Source organism: Actinokineospora sp. NPDC051303 (assembly GCF_055586285.1).
Genome location: NZ_JBVJIN010000015.1, coordinates 1 through 22794 on the forward strand (window position 1 = coordinate 1; position 22794 = coordinate 22794).

The following is a 22794-nucleotide window of genomic DNA, read 5'->3' on the forward strand; positions in this document are numbered from 1 at the left end:
GTCTCGTGCGAGATACGCATCTCCCCATCATCAGGGTGATCGGCGCGTAGTCGGGTCGCGATCTGCCCCGGGGACCACCTGGCCCGCAACCCCGCAACCACGTAGTCGCGGACCCGGCCCGGCCGCTCCAGTTTCCGGTCCTTCGGCCGAGCCCGCATCGCCCTGGCCCGCTTCCCCGCCGCGGTCGCCCGGTATTTCCGGTTGCCGCCGTTGCGGGCGACCTCCCGGGAGATCACCGAGTGATGCCTGCCCAACAACAACCCGATCTTCCGGTGAGAGCGGCCAACGGCCAGCTCCCGGGAGATCGTCTCTCGCTCGTCCGAGGACAACGGCACGTTCAACGCCACCAGGCGACACTCCGATCAGTCCCCATGATCATCCCACAGTGTCGCACCGACCGGTTGAGGCCAAGCTCTTCAAACCGAACGAGGACATGCCCGGCTTCTTCCAGTCGCGCATACACCCCACCCGGTCCGGTGTCGACCTCTTCGATCGCGGTCCCGCGCGTGAGTTCCCGGGCGAACATGGACACCGCCAACTGCACGGGCTCACCATCGGCACTCATTACCCGATCGCGGACACACAACTCTGCCCCCGCCCGCACAGCGAGAAGCCGAGCGGTGTCGTCGTCGGCGTGCTCAAACCGCACCCGCGTGCTCACCGACGCTTCCCACCCGCCTGCCGCCGCGTCACCAAGAAACGCACCACGGTCCTGATCACGCGCTTCCCGCGCCAACCGAGTACGCGCAAGCCGCCGCACGGTCACGGCTGGCCGCACGAACGCGCCGCGCCCATGCTCGACCAGCACCTCGCCAGACTGCTGAAGCAGTCCGATCGCCTGCCGCACAGTCGGCCGGGAAACCTCAAACTCGGCCACGAGCTCACGTTCGGATGGCAGCTGCGCGCCAGGCGGATACCTTCCGTCCCGGATGCGGTGGCGCAGAACGTCCGCGAGCTGCCGGTAGACCGGCACGCCGCTGGACTCGTCGATCGCCGCGCTCACTCTCCGCTCCCTCTAGTCAGCACAAGCAGATACCTAGGCTCACCAAGACTACCCACCGTTAACACGACAGGCTGATTCGCTTCACTGGTCTTGGCCAGTTGTGTTGCCGAGCGGCCGTGATTTCGCCGGACGTGAGCGCTCTGTGCTCGTCTTGCTCGATGGCGGCGAGGTCGTTGTCATCCCACCGCCTGGTGAGCAAATCCGACTTGATCCGTATGAAGCCGCGTACCTGGCCAACAGCCTCAGTGAAGGTCGCGCGGAGCAGTGCCGACGAACAAGGAGTAGCACATGATCGTGTAGTGCGGCGATGGGTTGGCTGATCCGATCTGCGGTGTAGAAAGGAAGAACTTGTGAATGAGTTGGCTGCTGAGCAGGTCACACCAACTGTGGCAGTACCGCTGTGGAGCAGGGATGAGTTTGTCAGCCTTATGCGTGAGTTGGCGATTTGCGAGGCTCCCCGGCTGTTCGCCATCGTGGCGGAATACGGCGACGCCCAAGACGCCAGCGTCGCTGGCTACGGCCTCGCCTACGAAGATCGGGGCCGAGGTCACCTCTGTGGAGGGCGGCTTTCGTCTGAAGTCCCAGGCGTCGACACGGTCCCAGCCCTGTTTAAGCGCCGTAGTTCATCAGAAGTCAGTCAGGTCCACTTGGTATGGCTCGATAGGGTTAAGGCTAGCGCGGAAGAGGTTGAGCTCGATCATTAAATGGGCAATGAGTGGTTCGCGACAAATTGATCCCAACTGCGGATTGGCGGCGAATCGATGATTGCTCGGAACGGTGAGTTCGCTCGTGACACGCGATGGCGGTTGACCATTTCTCCTGTGCGCCCTCTATTGAACTGGAGGTTCGATAATGACCGAGCGTGGTCATGCACAGGGCGGTCCTCGGCAGCCACTGCCTGCGATCGCTGACTGACCGCCTGTTCTTTGAACGCTCACGTCTCCGGGGTGAGGGGGACGGCACGGTGCCCTGGTAGGCCACTGTTCGATGCGGCCTACCAGGGCACTTGTCGTGCGGGTCGTGACGAGTCCACTATTCGGCGGCGCAGCGCCCCCCAACACCAAGCGCCAAGCAGGGAGGGAAACTCCCCCCGCCCATCGAGCAACCCCCACAGCCCAGCCAGCCCGGAAGCCACTCCACCCAAGCAAGAGCCCCAATCACCCCAACCGCACCAGCCGCACGTCAGCAGCTTTCACAAACGCGACCCGGTGCCCGAACTGGATCTCGTAATACTTCTCCCCCCGAACCACAGTATGGTTCGAGGAATCAAAAGAAACAGCCCAGTAATACTCCGACGGAGTGGACAACCCGACCGAATACCACTGCCCCGCCGACAGTGTGTACTGCAACGGCACCACGTTCTGCACCGGAATATGCGCCGGATAAGCCGCGGCCTCCGGATACGCCCGTCCATACACCGGAATCGTCGCCTTCCCCCGCGCGGGCGTCAGCAGCGTTCCCCGCACCGGGACCACGTCCCGACTCCGCAGCCACCCCTTCTGCCCCAGGTACCACACCGCGGTCCACGCACCCCGCCGCTCGGCGACAGCAAACCGCTGCCCAGCGTCCACCCGGCTCCCGTGGTCGGAGATGTGCATGGTCGCCGGGGAGCCGTCCGGCCGCAGCCCGATATCCGCCAAGAGCGGAGCGTCGTCACGGGGGGAAGTCCGCAGGATCACCGACGTCGATCCCCGCGCCGGGCACAGCGCACCCGGATTGGCGGCGTCGCAACCGAAGAAGGCGGGCCGGTTGGCAGCGTAGTCCGGATTGACCATCACCAGCGGCGACCAAGGGCCGACCTCAGCCCGCAGCGGCGCGCCCAGCAAATCGAAGTAGTGGCCCCAGTCCCAATAAGGACCTGGGTCCCAATGCATTCCGCGCACGGTGGCTGGAACGGTCCCGGGCACATTGTCGTGCCCGATGATGTGCGCCCGGTCCAACGGAATCCGATACTTCGCCGCCAGATGCCGCACCAGTTTCGCCGATGTCCGGTACATCGCCTCGGTGTACCAGGACCCCTGCGCCGCGAAGCCCTCGTGCTCCAAGCCGATCGATTTGCCGTTGACGTACCAGTTTCCCGCGTGCCAGCCCACGTCCTTGACCGGCACGTGCTGGGCGATCAGGCCGTCCGCGCTGCGCAGTGAGTAGTGCCAGCTCACATATGTCGGGTCCTGCACCAACCGCAGGGTTGTGTCCCAGGTGGCCTCGGTGTCGTGGATGACGATGTAGTCGATTTTCGCGCTGGTCGGCCGGTTCGCCTTGTCGTGGTTGCCGTAGTCGTTGTCCGGCAACTGTTGGTACGGCGCGGGAATCCACTCGCAGGCCACGGTTGTGGGGCAGTCGGTCGGGCCGGTCGCCTGCCCACGCAAGCCGAGTCGGGACAGCGCGGAGGTGTCCGGGCGCACCGCGGGCGCGGGGGCGAGGCGGACGCGGTGGCCGTCGTCGGTCACTCGCTCAACGCCTTGGCGCAGCACGGAAAACACCTCGTCCGCGAACGCGGAGGCGGGCGCGGACGCGGTGGCTCCGCTGTAGCGCGCGACCGCCCCGTACCAGGCGCCCGGGTCGGTCGAGGAGCCCAGCGGGCGCTGGTAGTGCGCGAGCAGCGCCGCGCCGCCGCGGATGTTGGCCGCTGGGTCGGACCGCAGCGCGACGGCGTCCAGGCCGGTGAGCCCGGCGGCGAGGTCGAGGGTCCGCAGCGCGGGGGAGTCGAAGTCGCCCTCGCCCGGTTCCGGGGTGAGCGGGTCCCGGGAATCGTCGCCGCGCGGGTCTTCCGAGCCTTCGTCGTGATGGCTGCCGCCCGCGTTGGCGGTGACCACGTCGGTGAGGTGCATCGGGCCGTATCCGGCCGCGGTGCTCGGCTGGCCGCCGTTGGCGTCCCACCTCGACTCCAGATAGGACACCGCGAGCAGCACCGGCTCCGGCACCCCGAACTCGGCGGCGGCGGCGCGGAACTGGCTCTGCCGGTCGGCGGGGGCGGCGGCGACCGGCGAAGCCAAGGCGGTCAGCGTGATGGTTGCGACGGCAAGGGCCAGGGTGCGCGACACGGGCGGCCTCCCGGACGTGGAGTGATCGTGGGGATCACTCTCCTGCCGGGTGGCCGCCCGCGTCAATCAGTTGCCCGATATGCACACAGTCGGTGTATCCGTCACACGCGGTGCAGGCTGGGATCGCGGTCTGCGACGACGAAGCTCGCCGCCGTCTCCGCCCGCGCGCCAGCGGTACGGACGTACGGCAGCACGCGGTAGTCCGCGCGCAACTCGTCGGCGGTGAACCGGGTCCGGATGTAGCCGCGCCGGTTCTTGTAGAACTTCAGGTGCGGGTTCTCCGCGAGCACGGTGGCGTTCGCGTCCTCGTTGCCGTCGCCGCCGGAAGTGATTGACGTGGTAACGAATTCGGTCGCCACGCCCCGGGAATCGGGCCGGTCGTAGCTCTCCTTGACCTCGGCCGCCCAGTGCCGGTGCACGTCGCCGGTGAGGACGACGCCGTTGCGCACCCCGCCGAGCCCGGCGGCCACCCGGTCGCGGCTGGCTTTGTACCCGTCCCAGGCGTCCATGCTGAATCCCTGCCGCTCACCGGCGGTCAGGTCGCGCTGGGCGAAGAACACCTGCTGGCCCAGCACGTCCCAGCGGGCCCGCGAGTCGCGCAGGCCGTCGAGCAGCCAGCGCTCCTGCTCGGCCCCGGTGATGCTGCGGGCCGGGTTCAGCCGCTCCGCGCAGTCGATCTTCGTGCCGTCGCCGCACGCCTGGTCGTCGCGGTACTGGCGGGTGTCGAGCATGTGGAACGTGGCCAGCGAGCCCCACCGCACGCTGCGGTAGAGCCGCATGTCCGTGCCCCGGGGCCGGGTCGCCGCCCGCAGCGGCATGTTCTCGTAGTACGCCTGAAACGCCGCGGCGCGCCGCTGCGGGAACGCCGGGTCCGGCTGCTCGGGCACGTCGTCGGCCCAGTTGTTCTCGATCTCGTGATCATCGAAGACGACCAGCCACGGGGCGACGCGGTGCGCCTCGCGCAGGTCGGCGTCGCTCTTGTACTGCGCGTGCCGGAGCCGGTAGTCGGCCAGCGCGCGGGTCTCCGGGCCGACGACCGCGCGCACGTCGGCAGCTTTACCCGCGTACTCGTACTGGTAATCCCCAGGTGCAAGACCAGGTCCGGGTTGTCCTCGGCGAGCCTGCGGTACGCGGTGAAGTAGCCCTCGCCGTAGTGCGCGCACGACGCGAAGCACATGGTCAGGCCGGAGCCGACTGTCCCCGGCGCGGGGGCGGTGCGGGTGCGGCCGGTCTCGGAAAGGTGCTCCTGGACCCGGAAGCGGTAGAAGTACTCGGTCCCGGGGCGCAGACCCGCGAGTTCAATGTGGACACTGTGTGCCGATTCCGGCCGGGCGAACTCCACGCCCGCGCGAACGACGTGGTGAAACCGCTCGTCCGTGGCAACCTGCCACTGTACGGGCAGCGCGCGGTCGGGCATCGCGCCTAACCCGTCGAGGGCCAGCGGGTCTTGGGCGAGCCGGGTCCACAGGACGACGCCGTCGGACGACGGGTCGCCGGAGGCGATGCCGAGGGTGAACGGGTCGGAGAGCTTGCGGCTCGGAGTGGCCAGGGCGGGCGCGGAAAGCGCGGTCAAACCGAGCGCGGCAGCACTACCGACGAGCACAGAGCGACGGGTGGTGGGCATAAGAGGTGACCTCTCAGTTCGGTTTACCGCCCGCACGTTTGCACCGGGCCGTGTCGCTCGCCCCACGCCGGGGTGAGAGGTCGGTGAAGCGCTACCGTCAGGCAGGTGCATCCCGTGTTGTCGCTGCTGCGCGACCGCAAGGCTCAGGGCAGCCGCCCGGGTCGGCGCGGCGACGGCCGCAGGCTGGCCCTGGCCATCGAGGGCGGCGGCAGCCGGGGCGCGTTCGCGGGCGGCATGGTCGCCGGGCTGGACGACCTCGGCCTCACCGACTGCTTCGACGCGGTCTACGGCGCCTCGGCCGGGACCCTCAATGGCGCGTGGTTCCTCGGCGGACAGGCCCAGGTGGGCGTTCTCGGCTGGTCCGACCCGGCCGTGATGCGCCGGGTCACCAACCCCTGGCGGGCGCTGCGCCGGGGGCGGGTCGTGGACACCGAGCACCTGGTGCACGTGGTGTACGAGGCGGTGCCGATGAACTTCGCGGCGATCCTGGCCAACCCGATCACCTTCCACCCGCTGGCCACCGACGCGCGGACCGGCGCCGCGGTGGACCTGCGTCCGTACATCCACGACCAGCGGACCCTGCAACTCGCGTTGCGCGCCAGCACCGGCCTGCCGCTGCTTTCCGGCCGCCCGGTAGAGCTAGGCGGCCGGTACTGGATAGACGCGGGATTGGCGGAGGCCATCCCTTACCGGACGGCGGTAGCCGACGGCGCCACCGACGTGCTGGTGCTGCGGACCCGCCGCGCGGGGTGGACCGCGGCGTCGTCGTCGCGGCTGGAGACCGCGGTGGTCGCGGGCTATCTGCGCCGGGTGGCTCCGGGTGCGCTCGCGGGCTGGGTCGACCGGCACCACCGGCAGCGCGCCGACGACGAGCACCTGGCCGATCACCCGTCGATCCTGCAGGTGCGCCCGCCCGCGTCCGCGCCGGAGGTGCCGCGCCTTTCCCGCGACACCGACCTGTTGCGGCGGGCCGTCGAACTGGGCCGGGCGGCCGCGGTGGCCGCGCTCAGCTGAGCTCGCGCCGCAGGCAGACCCGGGCGGCCGGGTCGAGCCCGAGCGTGGCTTCGTGGTCTATCAGCCGTTGGAGTTCAGAAGTTGGTTCGATTAGCCGGAAACCGATGCGTCGGTAGTATGGAAAGTTCCACGGGACATCTCGGTAAGTCGTCAATGTGAGAGCACCCAGTCCTTGGGTCTTGGCCCAGTCGGATAGGTGATCGATCAACTTTTTACCAAGCCCTTGTCCCCGGTATATCGGATCTACGCTTACCTGCGCGATGTGGGCGCAACCGCCGATCTCTTCGGCCAACAGATACCCACCGACGCGGTCGGTCTCGGCTACCCAAGACCGGCCGAGGAAATCGCGGAGGTAGTCGTCGGGTGGCAGTGGGAAATCCGCGATAAAAGCCATCCCGACATCCCGGAAGAGGAGTCCGGCGGCATGCTCGATCTCGCGGAGCCGCTCGAAGTCCGCCGGGCGCACCTGCCTGATCATCCGACCCCTGTCTCCGTTGTCGGCCCGTTCGGCGGAGTGCGGGGACCTGTGGTAGGCCACTTGGCCGCTGCTGACGCTAGACCGGACGGCCGACTTGTCACCATCGGCACAAGTCTCCTCTCATGATCGCAGCTTTGAGCAACAATTCACCTGATCGAAAAGACTAGCGTTGACACTAGTGGGTGAGTGCGATAGCAGTCTGTATGAGGAACTTCCCGCGTAGGTCATCGTTACTACTCGATCGGGTGATTTAGCTGATGATGCGCATCACATTTGGTCTGAATGTCGGCGTCAGCTTGCTGCCCCGCGCGTTCGGTCCCAGAGGGGCTGGATGCGCGGTCTCGGACCCGAAAAACTTCCGTATTCGAGGAATGCGATGCTGACCGGCGGCCCGATCGACCTCGAATCGTCGGGCGCCGCGTCGGGCGAGTTGACCGCACCCGACGTGCGAACTCTGCGCCCGCCCCGCTATGCCCGCGCCGGGGAGTGGTACCCGCAGCGGCACCAGTGGGCCGACGTGGGGACCTGGCAGCGCGAGGTCGCCGACGTCTTCGCCGCCGGTGAGCGCTCCCGCCGGGCCCCGGTGGTCGCCGTCATCCGCATCGCCGAGCGCGACCGCATCACAGCCAGGTTCGGCCGCGCTGGCCTGGCCCAGGTCTACGACCGGGTCGCGGCCACGCTCAGCGCCGAACTCGCCCAGCACGAACTCATCGGCCTCGACGAGCACGAGGGCATCGTCGTGCTGCTGCGCGGCACCGCGGACCGGCAGGTCAGCCGCAGGCTCGGCGGCATGATCTCGCGCATCGCCCGGACCATCATCCGGCTCGGCGACCAGACCATCGAGGTCACCCCGATCTGCGGCTGGACCAGCGCGGTCATCGGCAAGACCCCCGGCGACCTGCTGCGCCGCGCCATCGAGGCGGGCGACGTCGCGGGCACCCACCTCGACCTGATCCCGCGCCGCTGGCGGCCGGACCAGCCCGCGATCCCCAAGACCTTCCTGCCCAAGTCGGTGCGCAACATCCTGCAGGCGCTGCTGACCGTGGTGCTGGGCATCGTCGCGCCGTTCCTGGTGTTGCTGGGCATGTACGAACTCGGCATCGACCTGGCGACGCCTGCGTATCTGCTGGTCACCCTGGCCCTGGTGGTGACCTCCGCGCTGATCTGGGCCGAGGGTCTGCACGCGCTGGACCCGCCGAAGCTGCCCAAGGCCCCCGACCACTACCCGCAGGCGTCCGCCGTCATCGCCGCTTACCTGCCCAACGAGGCCGCGACGATCGTCGACACGCTGCGCGCTTTCCTGGCCCAGGACTATCCGGGCCGGTTGCAGGTGGTGCTGGCTTACAACACTCCGTACGACCTGCCGGTAGAGGACGAACTGCGGGCCTTGGCCGCCCGCGACCGCAGGCTGGTGCTGCTGCGCGTCGAGGGGTCCACCTCGAAGTCGCAGAACATCAATGCCGCGTTGCAGGTGGTCACCGGCGTGTTCACCGGCGTGTTCGACGCCGACCACCAGCCCAGCCCGGACGCTTACCGCCGCGCGTGGCACTGGCTCAACGCGGGCGCGGACGTCGTGCAGGGGCATTGCGTCATTCGCAATGGCGCCGAGTCCTGGGTCTCGCGCACCGTGGCGGTGGAGTTCGAGTCCATTTACGGCGTCAGCCACTCCGGGCGGGCGCAGTTGCACCAGTTCGGCCTGTTCGGCGGGTCGAACGGGTTCTGGACCACCGCGGTGCTGCGGGACGTGCGGATGCACGGCCACATGCTCACCGAAGACATCGACTCCTCGTTCCGCGCCCTGCTCAGCGGCCACAAACTGGTCTACGACCCGCTGCTGCTCAGCCGGGAGCTCGCCCCGGTCACCATGCGCGCCCTGTGGAACCAGCGCATGCGGTGGGCGCAGGGCTGGAGCCAGGTGTCGCGTCGGCACCTCGCCGCGGCGCTGCGCTCGACCCAATTGAGCAAGCGCAACAAGGTGGGCACCGCGTTCCTTCTCGGGTGGCGCGAGTTGTACCCATGGTTGTCAGTGCAAATGATTCCGGTGGTGGCGTTCCTGGCCTGGCGTGCCGGTGGTCCGGAGAACCTCGATTGGGCGATTCCCACATTCGTGCTAACGTCGCTCTACACGCTCTCGGCGGGTCCCGTGATGGTGCTATTCTCGTGGCGGCTCGCGGCACCGGAAATCCGTAAGAACAAGCGGTGGTTCGTGGCTTATCTATTCATCTCGACCTTCTTCTACACCGAGATGAAAAACCTCATCAGCCGCGTCGCCCACATCAAGGAACTCCTCGGCGAGCGCCAGTGGATCGTGACCCCGCGGCAGTCGGCGTCGAAACGGGGCCCGTCATGACCGAGTCGAACCCTCCACTGCCGAACCCCGGGCAGCCCACGTCCGGACCGGCCAAACCCCAGCAGGGAAAGTTCAACCTGGAGGGGTACCGCGCGGTGGCGGCCATCGTGGTGGTCGTGTTCCACGCCTACCAGCACAACCGCTACGGGCAGCACTGGTTCTGGCCGCTGGAAGGCACGGTCTGGCACCACGTTCTGATGAACACGGACATGTTGGTCGACATGTTCTTCATCCTGTCCGGCTTCCTGCTCGGCTACCCCTACGCCAAGGCCGCCCTCGGCGTGGGCAAGCCGAAACCGGCCAGGGCTTTCCTGCTGCGCCGGGCCGTCCGGCTCATCCCGCTCTACCTGATCGTGGTCTTGGTTGTCTGGGCAATCAGCAATCCGGTGCTGCCCGGCGATTGGCGGGACCTGCTGCTGCACCTGACGTTCACCCACGTCTGGAGCAACGAGAAGATCTTCTACACCAACGGTCCCGCGTGGACTCTCGGCGTCGAGGCGTACTTCTACGTCCTCTTGGCCGTTCTCGGCGCCTGGGCGCAGCGGCGTCTCCCGGGTATGCGGTCGAAGGGCGCCAAGGTCGGCGCGCTGCTGGCCGGCGCGGCGGTCCTCATCGGGATCAGCCTCGCCTACAAGTTCTGGGCCGTCTACGCGATGCGGTTCCCGGTGGACGGCTGGTCGATCTGGTTCAACCCGATCGCCAAGCTGGACATCTTCGCCATCGGCCTGCTGCTGGCCATCGCGTGCGCCGCGGGCCTGCGGTGGCCCAACGCCGCGGTCCGCACCCTGGTCGGCCTGACCGGCGCTGGCGTGATCACCCTGGGGCTGTGGCTGCGGTACAACCACATGCCGGAGACGTTCTCGCACACGTTCTTCGGCACCGGCATCATGCTGGTCATCGGCGCCACCGCGCTCAGCCTCGCCGACGGCCCCCGCTGGCTGCGCTGGGCGCCCATGGTGTCCCTGAGCACGGTCAGCTACAGCCTCTACCTCTGGCACGAGCCGATCCTGCGCGTCATCGACGGCACCCGGCTCCTGCCTCGGCCCGGCGACCCGACGGCGTTCTACGTCACCGCGGTCGTGCTGGTCGCCGTCTCGGTCCCGATCGCGTACCTGAGCTACCGCATCATCGAAGTCCCCGCGCAGCGGATCATGGGCGCTTTCGACTCCCAGGGCCGCCCGCGCGACTACTACCTCCCCCTGCCCAGCACGAGCCCGGTCAACCCAAGCCACAACGGCCGCGCCTAGCGCTCCTGGCCCGCGGGTCAGCCGAGTTCGGGCGCTCGGCCTTCCAGGACGTCCACGGCGTGCTCGGCCTTGGCCGCGACGTTCGGGTCGGGGTCGGTCCTCGCCTGGCGGAGCCGGTCGGCCACGACCCGGCCGCGGGCGCCGAGAGCGGCGAGCGCGTTCGCGGCCCGCAGGCGCACGCTGGGGTGGTCGTGGTCGGTCAGCGTCGAGCCCAGCCACTCGACCGCGCCCGGCTCGTCCAGGAGCGCGAGCGTTTCGGCGGCTTGGAGCCGCACGTGCGTCGACGGGTCCTCGGCGAGCGCGGCGCGCAGTCTGCTCAGGACCCGGGCGTGGCCGGGGTCGGCGGCGAGGTTGTGGACCTCGTCCTGGTCGCGGTGCAGGTCGTACAACTCCTCCGCGGGCTTGCGCCGCCAGAATCGGCTCTGCGCCTCGTTGAGTTCCCCGGCGACGTAGCGGTCCCGCCATTCGCCATAGCCCGCCTGCCTGAACTGGTAGGCCACGTGCTGGCCGTAGATCCGATGCGGCAGGTAGTTGCGGATGTAGCGGTAGCGCGCGTCCCGCACGGTGCGCCGCATGTCGTAGGTCTCGCCTATGCGGTCGCGCACCGAGAACGCGTAGCGGCGTGGCTGGGGGTCGGGCCCGAGGAACCGTTTGCCCTGCGCGAGCGGCGGCGCCCGCGCGCCCACCAGGCCGAGCACCGTCACCGGCAGGTCGACGCCGCTGACCGGGCGCGTGACCCGGGCCCCGGGCCGGTACGGCGACAGGTGCGACCAGCGCCTGCCGAAGCGCACCACCAACGGCGTGCGCAGACCGCCGTCGTAGCAGAACCGCTTGGTTCTCGGCAGCACGCCGCCGTTGTCGGAGTAGTAGAAGACAGTTGTCGAAGGCCATGCCCTCGTTCGCGAGCCGGTCGATGGCCGGGGTCTCGTTGCACGGTTCGCGGAGCCCTGGTTCGCCCGGCCGGTGCGCACGTCGGCCCAGCCGAGGTCGTCGGCGATGACGAGCACGGTGTTCGGCCGCCCGAGGCCCGCTGGCCGGGACTCCTGTCATCCGGGGGGCGCGTTGCGGCGTTAGCAGTCGCCTGGGTAGAGTGCTAGACGCACGGCGCCAGTACCGCCCCGGCACCCGCGACGGCGGGGTGGCAGGAGCCGTAAACGCGCGGCGTCGACAGTGGCGCCACGCGAGCTGTATCAGGTACCTGCCAACGCTTTCGACGACCCGTGGAGGTCACAGCGGTGAGCGTGAACATCAAGCCGCTCGAGGACAAGATCGTCGTCCAGGCGAGCGAGGCCGAGGCCACGACCGCCTCCGGTCTGGTCATCCCCGACACCGCCAAGGAGAAGCCCCAGGAGGGCAAGGTCCTGGCTGTCGGCCCCGGCCGGATCGACGACAAGGGCAACCGCGTCCCCGTGGACGTGGCGGTCGGTGACGTCGTCATCTACTCCAAGTACGGCGGCACTGAGGTCAAGTACAACGGCGAGGAGTACCTCATCCTCTCCGCTCGCGACGTGCTGGCCGTCATCAACTAGACGTCCGGCTGACCAGCAGAGCGCCCCGGCGGCCCCGTTCGGGGCACCCGGGGCGTTCTCGCATACGAGAGGTAATCAATGCCCAAGCAGATCAATTTCGACGAGGACGCTCGTCGGGCCCTTGAGCGCGGGGTGAACAAGCTCGCCGACACGGTCAAGGTCACTCTCGGCCCGCGCGGGCGCCACGTCGTGCTCGCCAAGAAGTTCGGCGGTCCCACCGTCACCAACGACGGTGTCACGATCGCCCGTGAGATCGAGCTTGAGGACGCCTTCGAGAACCTGGGCGCCCAGCTCGCCAAGAACGTCGCCACGAAGACCAACGACGTCGCCGGTGACGGCACCACCACCGCGACCGTGCTGGCCCAGGCGCTGGTGCGCGTCGGCCTGCGCAACGTCGCCGCCGGGGCCAACCCGACCGCGATCGGCCGGGGCATCCAGGCCGCGTCCGACGCGGTGGTCGCCGCCCTCAAGGCGAAGGCCACTCCGGTCAAGGGCCGCGACAACGTGGCCCAGGTCGGCACCGTCGCGTCCCGGGACGCCTCGATCGGCGCGCTGCTCGGCGAGGCCATCGAGAAGGTCGGCGAGGACGGCGTGATCACCGTGGAGGAGTCCTCCACGCTGGCCACCGAACTCGTCATCACCGAGGGCGTGCAGTTCGACAAGGGCTTCGTCTCCGCCCACTTCGCCACCGACGCCGAGGCCCAGGAAGCCGTGCTGGAGGACGCCTACATCCTCCTGCACCGCGAGAAGATCTCGGCGCTGGCCGACCTGCTGCCGGTCCTGGAGAAGGTCGCCGAGAGCGGCAAGTCGGTGCTGATCATCGCCGAGGACGTCGAGGGCGAGGCGCTCTCGACCCTGGTCGTCAACGCCCTGCGCAAGACGATCAAGGCCGTCGCGGTCAAGGCGCCGTTCTTCGGCGACCGCCGCAAGGCGTTCCTCGACGACCTCGCCGTCGTCACCGGCGGCCAGGTCATCGCCGCCGAGGTCGGCCTCAAGCTGTCCGAGGCGACCCTCGACTCGCTGGGCACCGCCCGCCGCGTCGTGGTCACCAAGGACGACACGACCATCATCGACGGCGGCGGCGACAAGGCCGACATCGCCGGGCGCGCCGAGCAGCTCCGCAAGGAGATCGAGGCGACCGACTCCGACTGGGACCGCGAGAAGCTCCAGGAGCGGCTGGCCAAGCTCTCCGGCGGCATCGCCGTGGTGAAGGTCGGCGCGGCAACCGAGACCGAGCTGGCCGAGCGCAAGCACCGCATCGAGGACGCCGTCGCGGCCACGAAGGCGGCCGTCGAGGAGGGCATCGTCCCCGGCGGCGGCTCCGCGCTGGTCCAGGTCGCCAAGGAGCTTGAGGGCAACCTCGACCTCACCGGCGACGAGGCGACCGGTGTCGCCATCGTCCGCGAGGCGCTGTCCGCGCCGCTGTTCTGGATCGCCGCCAACGGCGGCCAGGAGGGCGCGGTCGTGGTGAACAAGGTCCGCGAGCTGCCCTGGGGCCAGGGCTTCAACGCGGCCACGCTCACCTACGGCGACCTGCTCGCCGCCGGTGTCGTGGACCCGGTGAAGGTCACCCGCTCCGCGGTGGCCAACGCCGCCTCCATCGCGCGGATGGTCCTCACCACCGAGGTCTCCGTCGTGGAGAAGAAGGAAGACGAGCCCGCCGGTGGCGCGGGCCACGGGCACGGGCACGGCCACGGTCACTGACCCAGCCAGCAAAACGAAGGGCCCGGTCTCGCGACCGGGCCCTTCGCCATCGGGGGGTGTTGTGGTCAGGCCGGGGGTGTTGTGGTCAGGCGGCGCCGGGAGTCACTTGGCCACGGCCAGGGTGCGCTTGCCGGTCTTGATGATCGCCTCGCGTTCGGACTCCGAGAGCCCGCCCCAGATGCCGTAGGGCTCGTGCACGGCCAGCGCGTGGCTGCGGCACAGCGAGAGCACCGGGCAGGCGTGGCAGATGGCCTTGGCCTTGGCCTCCCGGCGCGCGCGGGCCGGGCCGCGCTCTCCGTCGGGGTGGAAGAAGAACGCGCTGTCCATGCCTCTGCACGAGCCGTCCAACTGCCAGTCCCACACGTCGGCGTTCGGACCGGGGAGCCTGCGTGTGTCCGCCATGGCGGCCGCCTCCATGTCAGTGGGCTGGGAGAGTCAATACTCCATTCGGTGCAGCGGTTACCACGCTAGAACCGCGCCAATGCTTGTTCAAGGGTGATCGACTCATTGGTTGGTCGATTCAGCCGATCGGCATCACCCGGTAGACGCAGCGTGGTCATGTATCCAGTTGCCGGACACCGGATGTCACCCGACGATGGGGGTATGGTGACCGCATCCGAGCCGGTGAGAACGGGCGGGTCGACCAAGGGGGATGCCTCCCTCGCGGACGTTTCCGGTGGTGACACCGTTATCGAGACCTCTGTGGACTCTGAGAACTCCTCAGACTCCGTGGGCGCCGAGGACGTGACCGCCGCCACCGGGCCGCCGCTGCCGGTGGCCGCCGTCGCGCGGCGGCTGGGCATCGCCCCGTCGACGCTGCGCACCTGGGACCGCCGCTACGGCGTCGGCCCCACCGGGCACACCACCGGCAGCCACCGCCGCTACGCCCCGGCCGACATCGCCCGGCTGGAGGTCATGCAGCGCGCGCTGCTCAAGGGCGCCGCGCCCGCGGAGGCCGCCGAGTACGCGCTGCGCGCCACCGGCGAGTCGGAGGAGGCCGAACTCGACCGGATCGCCGAGCGCGTCCCGGCCGACCGGTCGAGCAACCACCCGACCAATCACCATGGCGGCAGGCGCCTGCCGCTTCCCGGCGGCTCACCCGCTGCCCGCGGCCTGGGACGGGCGGCGATGGCCATGGACGACGAGTCGGTCCAGCGGATGATCGCCGACGCGATCGCGGCCGAGGGGGTCGTCGCCGTGTGGGACGGCGTCGTCCGGCCGGTCCTGGCCGCGGTCGAGAGCCGGTGGGCGTACGCGGGCGACTGCGTCGAGATCGAGCACATGGTCAACGAGTGCGTCCTGGCCGCGATGATCCGCGCGACCCCTCTTGTGCCAAGACCCCGCAATCCGCGGCCGGTGCTGCTCTGCTGTGTGCCCGGCGAGACGCATAGCCTTCCGCTCTATGTGCTGCGCGCCGCTCTTGCCCGACGTGATGTCGGCACGCTCATGCTCGGCGCCGCCGTCCCGGGCCAGGCGCTCGCCGCCGCGGTGCGTAGGACCGCGCCCGCGGCGGTCGCGGTCTGGGCGCAGGTGCCCGGCCACGCCGACGCCCGGACCCTGCTCGACGTGCCCAGGACCCGCCAGCGTGTGCACCTGTTCGCCTGCGGCCCCGGCTGGTTCGACGTCGACCTGCCCGGCCGCGCCGAGCGCCTCGACGACCTCGCGGGCGCGGTCGAGCGCATCGAGTCGTTCGTTCTCGGTGACCGGGACTCCACCACGTGAGTGACCCCGATTGGGCGCAGCCGTGGGACGCGGCTTTCGGTCCTGAGCCCGGCTCATGTCCCCCAGCCGTGGCGCCACGGGAATCACCGCCCCGGGAGTCCTGGCTGGCAGCGGTCGCTCTGGGTGGCCGGGGCCACTACGCCGCGGCGGCCACGCGGCTGTGGCCGCTGATCTGCGGGCCCGACCCCGTGCTCGCCGCGCTGGCCGCGGCGACCCTCGCCTCGCACCGCAGACAGCTCGGCGACCACGCGGGCGCGCGCGGTCTCGACGGGACCGGGCTGCGCGCCCTCGCCCGCGCCTGCCTGCTGAACCCCGGCGGCATCGATGAGGACCATTCGGATCGCGTGGGCGACCCGGCCGCGCCCGAGGGCGCCGACGTCCGCGCCGCCCGGTCCGATGTCCTGCTCGGGCTCGCCGCCGACGCCGTCGGGCTGGGCCGCCCGGACGAGGCGCGCCGCCTGTTCGGAATCGAAGCGACCTCGGCCGACGCGGGCTGGCGCGCGGTGATCCGGCGCGGCTGGGTGGCCGCTGAGATCGAGCTGTCCGCCGGGCGCGCCGCCGCGGCCGTCGCGCCCGCGCGGGCCGCCGAGCTGGCCGCGGCGCGATCGGCCTCGGTCCGCCACCAGGCCAAGTCCGCGCTGGTGCTCGGCGCGGCGCTCGCGGCGGCGGGCGAGGTGGACGAGGCCCGGGAGTCGATCACGGCCGCGCTGGCGGCGGCCCAGCGGCACGGGCTGCGGCCGCTGGTCTGGCCCAGCGCGCTCGTGCTGGCCGACCTCGACCCCGATGGCGCGGTCGGGCACCGCAGGGTCGCCGCGGCTGCCCTGCACTGTGTGTTACGACACGCCGACCCGAGCGCCCGCCAGTCGGCGGAATCCTCGCCATGGGTTCCTACCTGGATGTTTGCCCTTGCTCCGAACAGGTGAACACACCCAGACGGTCATCCGGCGGATTAGTTGACAGATTTACCACCGGATCGTGTCAAGGTTGGGCCCGCGGCGTCCGATAGGGAATTGGAACGTCACTCGGCTGCAGGAAGGAGTCCCCGTGACGACGGTCTTGATCTGCGACGACCGCCGCAGCGTCCGGGAAGGCTTGACCCGTGTCATGTCCGCTGTACCAGGGGTCAGTCGCATCGACTGCGTAGCGCACGGTGACGAGTTGCTCGCCCGCTTCTCCCGGCAGCCCGTCGATGTCGTCCTCGTCGGCACGCAGCGCGCGGTGCCGACCGGGGTCGAAGCGACTCGGCGACTCGTCTCCGCCAATCCCCAGGCGAACGTCATCGTCTTCGGCGCGCCCGACGACGCGGGCAGTATCGCCGCGGCGATCGCGGGCGGCGCTCGTGGCTACCTGCGCTGGGACGCCTCGCGTCCCGAGCTGGTCGCCGCGCTCGCGCACACTCTGGCGAGCACTTCGGTGCCCGCGCCCAGGCAGCCCTCCGACCCAGGGGTGCAGCTCACCGATCGCGAACTCCAGGTTCTGCGCGGTATGAGCCAGGGCAAGAGCAACGGCCAGATCGGCCGTGAGCTGTATCTCTCCGAGGACACGGTGAAGACCCACGCGCGGCGGCTGTTCCGCAAGCTGGGTGTTCGGGACCGTGCGCAGGCAGTGGCTCACGGGTTCCGGCGCGGCCTGGTGTCCTGAGCGCTGTGCCCTCGGGCGTCGTGCCGCGTGAGACGCACGGCGCCGCAAGGTTCGCAGGGACTTAAGAGAACAGCGTCGGCGGCGAGCCGTGCGTGCCCGTGGCAAAGACGGGCACGCACGGCTTGTCGTGTCTTCCTTGTGATCGCCGTGATCGCCCCCGCGCCGATCACCGCCGCGGCACCGGCTATTGTGTCGCCTGTCACGCCGACCCCCGCGCGGCCGCACGGCGGTCAACACTGCGCCAGGAACTCGACAACCAGGGCGGTACGGTGGGCCATGGGCGGGTCGAGGAAGGCGCTCGACCCGGCTTCGGTGCACATGACCACACTCGTAACGCCAAGGCTGCATTCTGCGATGACCACATTGGGGGACGGACTGGACGGGTCAGTAAGCGCTGCCGTCGAGGGTGACCCTCGGGCTATCGAGCGCGTGCTCGCGTCCGTGCGTCCCCTGGTGGTTCGGTACTGCCGAGCCCGGGTCGGTAGGCAGGAGCGGTCGTTCGCCTCGGCGGACGACGTGGCGCAGGAGGTGTGTCTCGCGGTGTTGACGGCTCTGCCCGGCTACCGCGACCAAGGCCGCCCGTTTTTGGCCTTCGTCTACGGCATCGCCGCGCACAAGGTCGCCGACGCGCACCGGGCTTCGGCCCGCAACCGGTCCGAGCCGGTCGCGGACGTGCCGGACGGTCCGGAGATCGAGGCTGGGCCCGAGCAGCGGGCGATGCAGGGCGAGTTGTCGAGGCGGATGAGCGAGCTGCTCCAGGTACTCCCGGACAAACAGCGTGAGATCGTAGTGCTGCGCGTGGTGGTCGGCTTGTCGGCGGAAGAGACCGCCGAAGCGGTCGGCTCGACGCCAGGAGCGGTTCGAGTGGCCCAGCACCGGGCGCTTGCCCGGTTGCGTAAGGCGTTGTCCGCGGAGGAGGTGGTCTGAGTGCCCGATGAAAGCGACGAGCGTGGCGTGGACGAGGCGGCATCGCAGAGCCCGCGCGCCGAGCACTCGAACGTGACCCCGGTCGCGTTCGGTTCCGGTCTCCGGTTGGACGACGCGTTCGACCTAGGCGACGACAGCGACAACGATGTGGACGACTTGGCCGACTCCGGCGACTTCGATGCCGACGCGGTCGACATCTCTCTTGTGCACGCCGACGACGCGTTCCTCGACGCCCTCGGCGGCGCCGTGCGCGGCGAGCGGCTCCCGGCGTCGCGTGAGGTGCCCGACGACTTCCGCGGCGACGAACTCGCCGCCCTGCTCTGCTCGTGGCGCGACGAGGTCGACGCCGCGCCGATCGGCGAGCTGGTCGACACCAAGCTCGCCGTGGCCACCGTGTACGCGGCCAAGGCCCGCAAGCGCCGCAGACCCCGGATGCTGGTCCCGTTCGCCGCCGCGGCGGCCGTGCTGGCCATCGCGTTCACCGGCGCCGGTCTCGCCGCCCAGGACGCCCGCCCCGGCGACCCTCTGTGGGGCCTGACCAAGGTCCTCTACGCCGACCACGCCCGCTCCGTCGAAGCCGCCGCCTCCGTCCGGCAGGACCTGGACATCGCGCAGACCGCCCTGGCCCAGGGCAAGGTCGCCGAGGCCAAGTCGAAGCTGGAGGAGGCGCAGCTCGGCCTGCCCTCGGTGGCCAGCGAGGACGGCGCGGCCGACCTCGCCGCCGAGCACCGCGACCTGCTCTCCCAGATCAGCGCCCCGGCGAACGGCGTGCAGCCGCCCCCGTCGGCCAATCCGAGCAGCGCGGTTCCCGTGCCGACCACGACGACGTCGACCACCACGCATTCGGTTCCGGTGACCGTGTCCCCGAGTTCGCCGACGACGACCACCAGCACGAGCGAGTCGACCACGTCTTCTCCGCCGCCGACGACCTCCGAGACGCCGACCGACCCCGCGAAGGTCGACCCGGGCACCACTCCCGAGGAAACCGGCCAGGGCACGCAGAGCATCCAGCTCACCGAGGCGGCCCAGACTCCGGAACCCCCGGCGTCGGCTCCTTAGAACACAGCCACACCGTCGAAAGCACCTTCGCCGCCCGCCTGGCGAAGGTGCTTTCGGCTGTTCGGGGGTGAGCGCGGCCACCTGTGGCGTTCATTACCTTCGGCACACCCGCTCCCCGAGTCGGGCGTGCGGAAGCGACTAGAGGGCGTTTTCGCTGGCGGTGACGCCGTCGGCGTAGCCGCGGCAGTACTCCCAGCTCACGTAGCTCGACGGGTCCGGGTCGAACGCGGGCTCGTGCGGGCGCATCCGGCCGTCGTTGAGCAGCTGCTCCAGGCTTGCCGCCAGCAGGGCCCAGTCGTGGTAGTGCGGCTCCTGGCACTCGCCGCAGTCGACCACGATGCCGCGCACCCCACGCGGCTCCAACAGCGCCTGGTAAACCGCGAGGTCGGAAAGGTCGCCCAGCAGTTCCTCGCGCTCTTCGAGGCTCATCGGCGGCTCGGGGTCCTCAGCTGGCTCGTCCAGCGCGCGCGCCGGGTCGTCCGGGTCGCCCGCGAACGGGTCCGGCGGCAACGCGCCCGCGGGCCGGTCGTCCCAGGGGCCGCCGGAGAACGGGGTGGGGGGAACTGCGTCATGCGGCACGACCACGCACGGTACCGGGCGGAGGCCCAGGCGCGCCCGGATACCATGGGGGAACCGTGCCGCCTGCCGGAACTCGCGGGCCCACGGCGCGGTAGCAGGCCACCCTCGAACCCCCGGCCCGGCCACCGGGTCCGCCAGCCATGCAGGAAGGTCCGCCACCCACCATGACCAGCGAGCTCAACGCTGACGGGGTCCCGCACAAGTTCGCCACCTTGGGCCTCACCTTCGACGACGTCCTGTTGCAGCCCGCACAGTCGGATGTGATCCCGAGCACTGTCGACACCGCGACCCGCGTCTCCCGGAATGTCACGCTGCGCATCCCGCTGGCGTCGGCGGCCATGGACACGGTCACCGAGGCGCGGATGGCCATCGCCATGGCCCGCCAGGGCGGCATCGGCATCCTGCAGCGCAACCTGTCCATCGAGGAGCAGGCGCGCCAGGCCGAGACGGTGAAGCGCTCCGAGGCGGGCATGGTCACCGACCCGGTCACGTGCTCGCCCGGCGACACCCTCGCCGAGGTCGACGCGATGTGCGCGCGCTACCGGATCTCCGGTCTGCCGGTCACCGACGCCGAGGGCACGCTTGTCGGCATCATCACCAACCGGGACATGCGCTTCGAGGTCGACCACACCCGCCTGGTCAGCGAGGTCATGACCAAGGGCCCGCTGGTCACCGCGCAGGTCGGGGTGTCGGCCGAGGCCGCGCTGGGGCTGCTGCGCAGGCACAAGGTCGAGAAGCTGCCGATCGTCGACGGCGAGGGCAAGCTGCGCGGCCTGATCACGGTGAAGGACTTCGTCAAGACCGAGCAGTACCCCAACGCCACCAAGGACCCGGACGGCAGGCTCATCTGCGGCGCGGCGGTCGGCGTCGGCGAGGACGGCTACAAGCGCGCGATGACGCTGTTCGACGCGGGCGTGGACGTCCTGATGGTCGACACGGCCCACGGTCACGCGCGCGCGGTCCTGGACATCGTCACCCGGCTCAAGAAGGAGCTGGGAGACGCGGTGGACGTCGTCGGCGGCAACGTGGCCACCCGCGCGGGCGCGCAGGCCATGGTCGACGCGGGCGCGGACGGGGTGAAGGTCGGCGTCGGCCCCGGCTCGATCTGCACCACCCGCGTGGTCGCGGGCGTCGGGGTGCCGCAGATCACGGCGATCTACGAGGCGTCGCTGGCGTGCGCCCCGGCGAAGATCCCGATCATCGGCGACGGCGGCATCCAGTACTCCGGCGACATCGCCAAGGCCATCGCGGCTGGCGCGAGCGCGGTCATGCTGGGCAGCCTGCTCGCCGGGACCGCTGAGGCCCCGGGCGAGTTGATCCTGGTCAACGGCAAGCAGTTCAAGAGCTACCGCGGTATGGGCTCGCTGGGCGCCATGCGTTCGCGCGGTGAGGCCAAGTCCTACTCCAAGGACCGGTACGCGCAAGACGACGTGCTCTCCGACGACAAGCTGGTGCCCGAGGGCATCGAGGGCCGGGTGCCGTTCCGCGGCCCGCTGTCCCAGGTGGTCTACCAGCTCGTCGGCGGGCTGCGCGCGGGCATGGGCTTCACCGGCTCCCGCACGATCGCCGAGCTGCAGCAGGCGCAGCTCATCCGGATCACCGCCGCCGGGCTCAAGGAAAGCCACCCGCACGACATCACCATGACTGTCGAAGCGCCGAACTACACCACCCGCTGACCTCCGCGCTGCCCCAGCGCCACCGAAAGGACCACCCCCAGTGCGGGATCTTGTCGACATCGGCATGGGCCGGACCGCCCGGCGCGCCTTCGGGCTCGACGAGGTGGAGATCGTGCCGTCGCGGCGCACCCGCTCGTCCAAGGACGTCTCGACCACCTGGCAGATCGACGCCTACCGGTTCGACATCCCGCTGATCACGCACCCGACCGACGCCATCGTCTCGCCGGGCACCGCGGTCGCGGTCGGCGAGCTCGGCGGGCTGGGGGTCCTCAACGCCGAGGGGCTGTGGGCGCGGCACTCCGACGTCGAGGAGGTGCTGTCCCGCCTGGTCACCGCCGCCGAGGACGGGGACGAGCCCGGGGTGCTGGTGCGGCTGCTCCAGGAGCTGCACGCCGCGCCGCTGCGCGTCGACCTGATCGCCGAGGCGGTGAAGCAGGTCCGCGAGTCCGGGGTGACGGTGGCGGTGCGGGTGAGCCCGCAGCACGCCGCCGAGCTGACCCCGGACCTGCTGGCCGCCGGGGTGGAGATCCTGATCGTGCAGGGCACCATCGTCTCCGCCGAGCACGTCGCCCGGGACTCCGCTGGCGCCGAGCCGCTGAACCTCAAGCGGTTCATCGCCGACCTGGACGTCCCGGTGATCGCGGGCGGCGTGCACGACTACCGCACCGCGATGCACCTGATGCGCACCGGCGCGGCGGGCGTGATCGTCGGCTACGGCCACTGCCCCGGCATCACCACCACCGACAGCGCGCTGGGCATCGGGGTGCCGATGGCCACCGCGATCGTCGACGCCGCCGCCGCCCGGCGGGACTACCTGGACGAGACCGGCGGCCGGTATGTGCACGTGATCGCCGATGGCGACGTGCGGACCAGCGGCGACATCGCCAAGTCGATCGCCTGCGGCGCGGACGCGGTCATGCTCGGCGCGCCCCTCGCGGTGGCCGCCGAGGCCCCTGGCCAGGGCCTGTACTGGACTTCGGCCGCCGCGCACCCGTCGCTGCCGCGCAGTGCCGTGCTGCCGGTCGCCGAGGACGTCGAGGTCGACCTCAAGACCCTGCTGTTCGGCCCGTCCTCGGACGCGGACGGCCTGGTCAACCTGTTCGGCGCGCTGCGCAGGGCACTGGCCAAGACCGGGTACTCGGACCTGAAGGAGTTCCAGAAGGTCGGTCTCACGGTCCGCTCGTGAGGCGGGTCGTC

At 70.1% G+C, this 22794-nt stretch carries 19 protein-coding genes and 1 pseudogene; 12 read left to right on the forward strand and 8 right to left on the reverse strand.

All coding sequences use genetic code 11. The features are described from left to right. The 4 genes and pseudogenes from ACZ6SD_RS13875 to ACZ6SD_RS13890 all read right to left on the reverse strand — a co-directional run. Positions 1-347, reverse strand: a 347-nt coding sequence (locus ACZ6SD_RS13875) for a transposase (protein WP_465317301.1), incomplete at its 3' end; no start/stop codon positions are given. Then, positions 338-1003 carry a GntR family transcriptional regulator gene (locus ACZ6SD_RS13880; protein WP_465317302.1) on the reverse strand — a complete coding sequence of 222 codons (666 nt, stop codon included), beginning with the start codon at positions 1001-1003 and terminating at the stop codon, positions 338-340. The genes ACZ6SD_RS13880 and ACZ6SD_RS13875, both read right to left, overlap by 10 nt. A 1157-nt stretch (positions 1004-2160) precedes the next feature. Then, positions 2161-4047: an N-acetylmuramoyl-L-alanine amidase gene (locus ACZ6SD_RS13885; RefSeq protein ID WP_465317303.1), complete on the reverse strand. Its 1887-nt coding sequence runs from the start codon at positions 4045-4047 to the stop codon at positions 2161-2163. Positions 4048-4148: 101 nt separating this feature from the next. Then, positions 4149-5671: pseudogene (locus tag ACZ6SD_RS13890) on the reverse strand (alkaline phosphatase D family protein). Between the two features lie 105 nt (positions 5672-5776). On the opposite strand from ACZ6SD_RS13890, the gene ACZ6SD_RS13895 reads away from it, so the two are divergent. Beyond that, a complete protein-coding gene (locus ACZ6SD_RS13895) occupies positions 5777-6685 on the forward strand; it encodes a patatin-like phospholipase family protein (RefSeq protein ID WP_465317304.1) in 909 nt (302 codons plus the stop codon). On the opposite strand, the gene ACZ6SD_RS13900 is transcribed toward ACZ6SD_RS13895, so the two are convergent. After that, a complete protein-coding gene (locus ACZ6SD_RS13900) occupies positions 6678-7163 on the reverse strand; it encodes a GNAT family N-acetyltransferase (protein ID WP_465317305.1) in 486 nt (161 codons plus the stop codon). The genes ACZ6SD_RS13895 and ACZ6SD_RS13900 overlap by 8 nt on opposite strands. Before the next feature lie 376 nt (positions 7164-7539). Between ACZ6SD_RS13900 and ACZ6SD_RS13905 the strand changes: the two genes are divergently transcribed. Further along, positions 7540-9513, forward strand: a complete 1974-nt coding sequence (locus ACZ6SD_RS13905) for a glycosyltransferase (protein ID WP_465317306.1) — start codon at positions 7540-7542, stop codon at positions 9511-9513. Beyond that, positions 9510-10760, forward strand: a complete 1251-nt coding sequence (locus tag ACZ6SD_RS13910; protein ID WP_465317307.1) for an acyltransferase family protein — start codon at positions 9510-9512, stop codon at positions 10758-10760. Before ACZ6SD_RS13905 ends, ACZ6SD_RS13910 begins: the two co-directional genes overlap by 4 nt. Positions 10761-10777: 17 nt before the next feature. Here ACZ6SD_RS13910 and ACZ6SD_RS13915 read toward each other — a convergent pair whose 3' ends face one another. Continuing rightward, the gene (locus ACZ6SD_RS13915; protein WP_465317308.1) at positions 10778-11767 is read right to left on the reverse strand and encodes a HEAT repeat domain-containing protein; all 990 of its coding nucleotides are present in this window, start codon (positions 11765-11767) and stop codon (positions 10778-10780) included. A 228-nt stretch (positions 11768-11995) separates the two neighbouring features. Between ACZ6SD_RS13915 and groES the strand changes: the two genes are divergently transcribed. Further along, the gene (gene groES / locus ACZ6SD_RS13920) at positions 11996-12289 is read left to right on the forward strand and encodes a co-chaperone GroES (protein ID WP_026316263.1); all 294 of its coding nucleotides are present in this window, start codon (positions 11996-11998) and stop codon (positions 12287-12289) included. 78 nt (positions 12290-12367) lie between these two features. Next, complete coding sequence (gene groL / locus ACZ6SD_RS13925; RefSeq protein WP_465317309.1) at positions 12368-13993, forward strand: chaperonin GroEL; 1626 nt, start codon at positions 12368-12370, stop codon at positions 13991-13993. Between the two features lie 102 nt (positions 13994-14095). Here groL and ACZ6SD_RS13930 read toward each other — a convergent pair whose 3' ends face one another. Continuing rightward, on the reverse strand, positions 14096-14395 hold the full coding sequence (locus ACZ6SD_RS13930) for a WhiB family transcriptional regulator (RefSeq protein ID WP_091457813.1): 300 nt from the start codon (positions 14393-14395) through the stop codon (positions 14096-14098). Between the two features lie 300 nt (positions 14396-14695). Here ACZ6SD_RS13930 and ACZ6SD_RS13935 point away from each other — a divergent pair, with 300 nt between their 5' ends. From ACZ6SD_RS13935 to ACZ6SD_RS13955, 5 genes are all read left to right on the forward strand, one after another. Continuing rightward, positions 14696-15715: a MerR family transcriptional regulator gene (locus tag ACZ6SD_RS13935; protein WP_465317310.1), complete on the forward strand. Its 1020-nt coding sequence runs from the start codon at positions 14696-14698 to the stop codon at positions 15713-15715. Further along, positions 15712-16638: a hypothetical protein gene (locus ACZ6SD_RS13940; protein ID WP_465317311.1), complete on the forward strand. Its 927-nt coding sequence runs from the start codon at positions 15712-15714 to the stop codon at positions 16636-16638. Before ACZ6SD_RS13935 ends, ACZ6SD_RS13940 begins: the two co-directional genes overlap by 4 nt. 121 nt (positions 16639-16759) lie before the next feature. Next, entirely contained in the window at positions 16760-17356 is a 597-nt protein-coding gene (locus ACZ6SD_RS13945) for a response regulator transcription factor (RefSeq protein WP_018682728.1), read from the forward strand. 354 nt (positions 17357-17710) lie between these two features. Beyond that, entirely contained in the window at positions 17711-18283 is a 573-nt protein-coding gene (locus ACZ6SD_RS13950) for a sigma-70 family RNA polymerase sigma factor (protein ID WP_465317312.1), read from the forward strand. Continuing rightward, complete coding sequence (locus ACZ6SD_RS13955; protein ID WP_465317313.1) at positions 18284-19342, forward strand: anti-sigma-D factor RsdA; 1059 nt, start codon at positions 18284-18286, stop codon at positions 19340-19342. Positions 19343-19480: 138 nt separating this feature from the next. Here ACZ6SD_RS13955 and ACZ6SD_RS13960 read toward each other — a convergent pair whose 3' ends face one another. Next, complete coding sequence (locus tag ACZ6SD_RS13960; protein WP_465317429.1) at positions 19481-19852, reverse strand: DUF5319 domain-containing protein; 372 nt, start codon at positions 19850-19852, stop codon at positions 19481-19483. Between the two features lie 233 nt (positions 19853-20085). Here ACZ6SD_RS13960 and guaB point away from each other — a divergent pair, with 233 nt between their 5' ends. Then, positions 20086-21597, forward strand: a complete 1512-nt coding sequence (gene guaB / locus ACZ6SD_RS13965; RefSeq protein ID WP_465317314.1) for an IMP dehydrogenase — start codon at positions 20086-20088, stop codon at positions 21595-21597. 40 nt (positions 21598-21637) lie between these two features. Beyond that, entirely contained in the window at positions 21638-22783 is a 1146-nt protein-coding gene (locus tag ACZ6SD_RS13970; RefSeq protein WP_465317315.1) for a GuaB3 family IMP dehydrogenase-related protein, read from the forward strand. Positions 22784-22794: the final 11 nt, after the last annotated feature.